The sequence below is a fragment of the Sphingobium sp. S6 genome, from assembly GCF_905120495.1.
Taxonomy (GTDB): Bacteria; Pseudomonadota; Alphaproteobacteria; order Sphingomonadales; family Sphingomonadaceae; genus Sphingobium; species Sphingobium agri.
This window is the reverse complement of sequence record NZ_CAJHOG010000032.1, coordinates 1-5,633: the sequence shown is the minus strand read 5'-3', so window position 1 is coordinate 5,633 and position 5,633 is coordinate 1. Positions and strand designations below refer to the sequence as shown.

Sequence of the window (5,633 nt, the reverse complement as noted above, 5' to 3'; positions counted from 1 at the left end):
TGTAGGCGATTGCAAAGATACTGGCCTCTGCTCGCAAACAGCGCGGATTTCTGCTCAGATTTGCTGACAGCAGGTGGGCCATGCTGCTCACGCTATGCGACAATGTGCTCGCCATCATCCGCGCCTGCTCGCAAACGGAGAAGGCCTGTTCTCGCTTTCTGCCAATAGCGAGGAGTGCCGGTGAGCGGTCTGGCAGCGATCGTTCCCGCCGGGTTTGCCGTAAGCATCAGCGCTCCCACTTCCTCAGGCTAGCAACGGATTGATCGTATAATGCCTGGAGCGAGCCGACCTGATTGTCTCGGAAGTGAATCGTCAGCACGAGATTGTCATACGGCAGATTGGCCGTGCAGAGCCCCGGCCGCGAGCCTCCGCCCATGGCGGAGCAACTCGCCAGCGATGGAGGACGCTTCTGACCTGCTTCGGCTGGCAACTGGTATGTCCAGAAAACACCATCACTTACCTTGCGCAGTGTTCGGCCGCGCCATGAAAGCGGGCGACTTGCGCAGACAGTCGAGTTGACAAGCGCCTCTGTTCCCGCTGCGCGGGCACACATCCGCTTCTTGCTTGCCACGCCCACCAAGTTTCGCTCCGGCAAGCTTGCGCTCGGATTTAGGTAGAACGAGAACCCGTCGCTGGGATCGAGCGCTGGTAGAAAGAACGGCTTATCATTGTCGGATATGTCGTTGGCTCTCGGGATGTCGAAGACTCGTCCCTCCAACCTCCTCTCGGCCGAGGCCGAGCACGCGCTGAGCAAGCTGACGATCGATAAAGAAGCTGCGGTAAGATGCCTGTTCATGCCGGCAGGCTATGAGAGAAGCGCAACGTCCACAATCGGTGGCACAGACGACATGCGTTGCGTCCGCGTGCGGGAGATACCAAGGCGAGGACAGCCAGTATCATATCGGCACACCGGCTTCGCGGAGCCGCTCGGTCAGGTCGCGGGTGTGTTCGGCGTCCAGCGTTCCGGCGAGGAACGCGCGTATGTCGGACGGCCGGGTGTTGAGCTGGCTGGCGAGCGCGCCCGCATCGTAACCGTTGCGCGTCAGCGTGGGTTCGAGGTCGTCAATCGCCCGCGACAGCACCTGCTCGACGATCTCGGCCGTGACGGGCTTGGCAGCGAAGCGGAAGCCCTGCTCGAAGGCGAGTGTCAGGTGCATCTCGATCTGGAGCGGGGTGCGCAGGCGCTCGGCGATGAGGTCGATCGCGTCCTCGTTCATCAAGTCGGCAACCTTGACCCCCTCGGCCGCACAGGCGCCGAGCAGCCAGGCAACATAGTCGCGGCGTTCGGCGCCGATGCCCTCATAGTCGAAGGTGGTCGTGCGGTAGCCGATCTCTTCCATTTGCGGGCGGCGCAGGTCGTTGCGTAGCCGAGGATGGCCGACCAGAAGGACCGACAGCAGCACGCCGGCATCAGCCACCACCTCCATCAACCGCTTGAGGCCGGTCAGCGTCTTGTGGTGCAGGTCATGCGCCTCGTCGACCACCAGTACGACCGGGCGCTTGCCCTTGCGCATGATGTCGCGCAGGTCGCGCTCGCGGCGCTCGGCCTGCTTGGGAATCTTCACCTGGGCACGGTCACCGGGCGAGAGATCGTAGAACAGCGCCTCGATCAGCGAGGGCAACGAGGTGCGGCGCTTGTCGACCGCAAGCGACTTGGCGACGGCGACCTTGCCCGCCCGGGCCAGCTCGTCCTCGATGCGGCGCAGCAGGTGCGTCTTGCCCGATCCGACCAGGCCGGAGACGACGATCAACCTGCCGGTCTGCACGGCCGCACAGACCTCGCGCACGAGGTTGCGCTGATGCTCTGTCTCGAAGTTGCCGACGCCTTGGAACGGGCGGGCGAGCCCGTAGCTGGATTGAACGTCGGCGAGCATCAGCTTGTCCCCCGTCTTGACTGGAACCGCTCTCGGATGCGGTCAGCGATGATGGTCTTGTCGAGCGTTTCGCCCAGCAGCGCGTCGATGAAGGCGCGGTCTGCCTCAGGCAGCGAGCCGAGCGGTCGCCGGAGCTGGTCGACGATGGCGTGGCGCGCCGCGAGCCCGGTCGGGTATGCCGTCTCGACCGCCGGCTCCGGAAAAGGTGTTTGCCGCACCGCGAGCCCTGCGGTGGAGGGCGGCAGCGACGGCAGCGGCCGGTCGCCGCCCGTCACGGTCGCGCGGGGCAGCCCCAGCTGGTCAGCGAGCCGGACCACCTTGTCGAGCCGCTCCTCGGCGCGGCTCTTCTGATACTTGCGATAGCGGTAGAGCGGCACGGCGCCGCGCGACGGCTCGTAAGGGCCATGCCGCTTGCCGTCATGCTCCACGAAGAGCTGCTGGTCGAACAGCCCCCAGAGCAGCGTCACCGTCTCGCCGGCGAGCTCGGGCTCGACCTCGTAGGAAGCGCCCTCAACCGAGACGGTCGCGTCGCCCGCAACGGTGCGCCGCTCGGGCTCACGAGCGAAGGCGCAGAACCGCTCCCATGAACACATGGCCCGCACGCCATCGCCGGGCAGGTGCCGCAGCCAGTGCTCGATCCGCGCGTGTGGCTCGGAACGATGGTCGCCGTTGTTGTAGGTGACCAGCGCACGCCGCATCCACAGATTGGCTTCCGCCTCGTCCTTGGGTTTGTGGAAGTGGTACAACGTCTCGTGCACCTCCTTCACCGTGCGGAACGGCCGCTCGACCTTGCCCTTGGCGCGGGCCGCGGTGTGCCGGTCGTCGGCCTTCGGCGGCAGATGGGTGAGGACGCGCACGCCGAGGCTGCCCATCACCGACTGGAACACGCGCGACCGGCTGACCGGGCCGTTGTCCATGTAGATCGTGACCGGCAGGCCCTGGAACGGCAGTTCGGGCTCAGGCTTGGCGGCGAAGGCGTTGAATAGAAAGCGCAGCGCGGACTCGGCATCCTCGCCATAGACGCTGCGATATTCCTGGTAGACCACGCCCGAGCAGTCATCGACGGCCGAGAACAGCATCAGCGTGGGTTTGCCGCGACCCTGCTCGATCCAGAGCGGCGCCTCGACCTGCTTGAGGTCGGACGGGCTCATGTCGAAGTGCCACAGCTCGTTGGATCGCCGCGCCTGAAAACGAACGGCTGCGTGGGGGCGGGTCACGCGGGCATAGTCCAGCCCTGATGAGCGGAGCAGCCGGTCGATGGTCGCCCGCTTCAGCAGGCCGGGTGCTACCTTGACCAGGCCCTCCGGCGTCTCGACGCCATCGGTTTCCAGGAACTCGATGGCGCGGGCGGTCGAAACGTGCCGGCCCTTCTTGTTGGTGGTCCTGATCTTCAGTGCGGCGACGATCTCGGCGTAGCGCTCCATCTCGGCCTGCGGGGCAACCCGCGTCGCACCATGGTCGGACCGGCGCACCGACTTGGGGCGGTTCAGCTCGCGCAACGCCCGGTAAAGGGTCCAGATGGAGATGCCATAGGCCTCGGCCGCACGGGCGATGATCTCGGTGCGACCGGGGTCGCGTGGGGGCAACAGCGACAACCGTCGGCGAAGATCGATCAGCGCCTCTCCAGGCGGTCGCTTCGCCCGGTCAGCCATGGGCTGTTGCAGCCTCCTTGATCGATGCACCGCTGCCGCGCTTGCCTGCATAGCGATAGAGGGTCGCGACCGACACGCCCATGCGCTTGGCGATGTCGCGCACCGGCAACGTGCCCTCCTTCATCATCGCCCGTGCCGCGGCGACGTCGCTCGGGCGCATTGCCGATGGGCGGCCACCCTTGCGACCCTGCCGGCGCGCCTCCACTAGCCCCGCGGTAGTTCGCTCGCGGATCAGGGCACGCTCGAACTGCGCGATGGCGCCGAACACGTGAAAGGTGAGCATGCCACCCGGCGTTGTCGTGTCGATGCTCTCGGTCAGCGACACCAGCCCGATCTTCTCGCGCTCCAGATCCTCGGCCGTGGCGATCAACTTCTTGAGCGAGCGGGCGAGGCGGTCGAGCTTCCAAACAACCAGCGTGTCGCCTGCGCGCAGCACGTCTTCCAGAATGCGCGCCAGTTCGGGCCGGTCATCGCGCGCGCCCGACGCCTTTTCGGTGAACACCCGCTCGCAGCCGGCCCGCCGCAGCGCATCGAGCTGGAGCTCGGGGTTCTGGTCGCTGGTGCTGACCCTGGCATAGCCGACCCGCATGAGCGTCTGATCTTCTCCAAACTCGTGCGGGGCATACCGTTTTGCGACGCGGGTTTCCAGAACAGTTTTGACAAAGTGCGGCCCGCAGATTTACGTTGCCGGCCCAGCAAGGCGATCGGCTCGTCAGAAACGGTCGTTTTGCAGAACCGCTGAGGAGCCGGGTTCATGCAGGTGCTCGATACGGTTGGCTGGGTCGGTGATGGCGACGACACCGACTTCTTCCTCGCAATCGAGCGCACCTTCGATCTGCGCCTGCGCTCGAACCTGCCTTGGACAACGTTCGGCGAGGTGCGTGACCATGTCGTCGCGCATGTCGCAGCCTACAGCGGGGGCGGCACGACATGCGCCACGCAGATGACGTTCTACAGGCTTCGACGCGCGCTCGGGCTTGGCCGGCACGTCGGGCCGGATGCGCCGTTGGCGCCGCTGATCGGTGGGAAGCTGCGCCAAGCGTTCAGCGACCTGGAAGCCGATACCGACCTCAAGATGCCGGCGACGCGAGCCGGATGGCTTGGGATTGTCAGTGGTCTCTGCTTCGCTGTCGCGGTCGCGATCCTCGCCTTCACGACGCTGGCACCTCCCCTTCGCATCTTCGCTGCTGGAGCGAGCGCCTACGCGGGGCTATGGTTACGGCACCTCGACCGCCGGCGATTACCTCGGAGGTGCGACACTATCGGCGATCTCGCCCGACTGGTCACGGAGCAGAACCGTGGCAGGCTTGCCCGCGACGGCGCGCGCCTCACCGCCCCCGAGATTTGGCGGATCATCCAGCAACTGGCCGCCGAGGAGAGCGGGATCGACCCCGATCTGATTGGGTCGGAAACGACCTTCTTCCGAGCCAAAGTGCGAGCAGCCTGATCAATGGCTTACTGGATTGCATAGATTGATGCCGAGACACGGGACATTGCGTGGCGTCGGACTGACGGCTTTGGGTGCCGTTGTCGTCGCAGGCTCTTTCGTCGCTCTCGGATTGCGACCGGATGGGATCGCCAGCTACTATCGCGATACGCTGACTCCGGCAGGGTTTGCCATTTGGTTCTGCGGCTTCGTAGCCGCCACACTCGCTCCACCCGCCATAGCTGTACTCTGCTGGTTTGGCGCCATGCGGTTCCGCTACGGGTGGCTTCTCCACATCCTGCTTGTTCCTGCCACCTACGCCGCTGTGCGAGGATCAATCGCGCTCATGCTCGCGGTAGCAAGTGAGCCGGACAGCGATGGCCCAACGAGATGGGCTACCGATCCAGCAGTGATGCTGATGGTGGTTTGCCCCATCGTGTACTTTCTGATCTTGGGTTCCACAAAGCTGCGTGAGCATCGCGCATCAGCAAATGACTGCTAATCTCGACTTTGTAGTTGGCAGATACCATGAGCGGCCCTTTGCCGTTTGCGAGCAGACGCGGATGATGGCGAGCACATTGTCGGATAGCGTGAGCAGCATAGTCGGCTCGTTGTCAGGTAATCTGGGCAGGAAAAGGCGCTGTTTGCGAGCAGAAGCTGCTACGGTTGCAAGCGCCTACA

The 5,633-nt window shown here is 64.9% G+C and carries 6 protein-coding genes; 2 read left to right on the top strand and 4 right to left on the bottom strand.

Annotated features, from left to right (window positions below; genetic code table 11):
- Positions 1-226: 226 nt before the first annotated feature.
- The 4 genes from SPHS8_RS20100 to SPHS8_RS20085 all read right to left on the bottom strand — a co-directional run bounded on the left by SPHS8_RS20100 (position 227) and on the right by SPHS8_RS20085 (position 4,115).
- Positions 227-796, bottom strand: coding sequence for a hypothetical protein (locus SPHS8_RS20100; RefSeq protein WP_062121710.1), 570 nt, complete (start codon positions 794-796; stop codon positions 227-229).
- A 100-nt stretch (positions 797-896) separates the two neighbouring features.
- Positions 897-1,874: an ExeA family protein gene (locus tag SPHS8_RS20095; protein ID WP_007685991.1), complete on the bottom strand. Its 978-nt coding sequence runs from the start codon at positions 1,872-1,874 to the stop codon at positions 897-899.
- Positions 1,874-3,526 carry an IS481 family transposase gene (locus SPHS8_RS20090; RefSeq protein WP_007685992.1) on the bottom strand — a complete coding sequence of 551 codons (1,653 nt, stop codon included), beginning with the start codon at positions 3,524-3,526 and terminating at the stop codon, positions 1,874-1,876. Before SPHS8_RS20090 ends, SPHS8_RS20095 begins: the two co-directional genes overlap by 1 nt.
- The gene (locus SPHS8_RS20085; protein ID WP_007685993.1) at positions 3,519-4,115 is read right to left on the bottom strand and encodes a recombinase family protein; all 597 of its coding nucleotides are present in this window, start codon (positions 4,113-4,115) and stop codon (positions 3,519-3,521) included. The genes SPHS8_RS20090 and SPHS8_RS20085 overlap by 8 nt, the downstream gene beginning before the upstream one ends.
- Positions 4,116-4,280: 165 nt before the next feature.
- Between SPHS8_RS20085 and SPHS8_RS20080 the strand changes: the two genes are divergently transcribed.
- Both SPHS8_RS20080 and SPHS8_RS20560 read left to right on the top strand, forming a co-directional pair.
- Positions 4,281-4,973 (top strand): hypothetical protein, encoded by a 693-nt coding sequence (locus tag SPHS8_RS20080; RefSeq protein WP_007685994.1) that lies wholly within the window; start codon positions 4,281-4,283, stop codon positions 4,971-4,973.
- A 470-nt stretch (positions 4,974-5,443) separates the two neighbouring features.
- A partial coding sequence (locus SPHS8_RS20560; protein WP_236575282.1) for a hypothetical protein occupies positions 5,444-5,633 on the top strand: 190 nt, incomplete at its 3' end.

Coding starts and splice junctions, on each gene's coding strand:
- SPHS8_RS20100 (WP_062121710.1), bottom strand. CDS start 796: ATGAACAGGCATCTTACCGCAGCTTCTTTATCGATCGTCAGCTTGCTC.
- SPHS8_RS20095 (WP_007685991.1), bottom strand. CDS start 1,874: ATGCTCGCCGACGTTCAATCCAGCTACGGGCTCGCCCGCCCGTTCCAA.
- SPHS8_RS20090 (WP_007685992.1), bottom strand. CDS start 3,526: ATGGCTGACCGGGCGAAGCGACCGCCTGGAGAGGCGCTGATCGATCTT.
- SPHS8_RS20085 (WP_007685993.1), bottom strand. CDS start 4,115: ATGCGGGTCGGCTATGCCAGGGTCAGCACCAGCGACCAGAACCCCGAG.
- SPHS8_RS20080 (WP_007685994.1), top strand. CDS start 4,281: ATGCAGGTGCTCGATACGGTTGGCTGGGTCGGTGATGGCGACGACACC.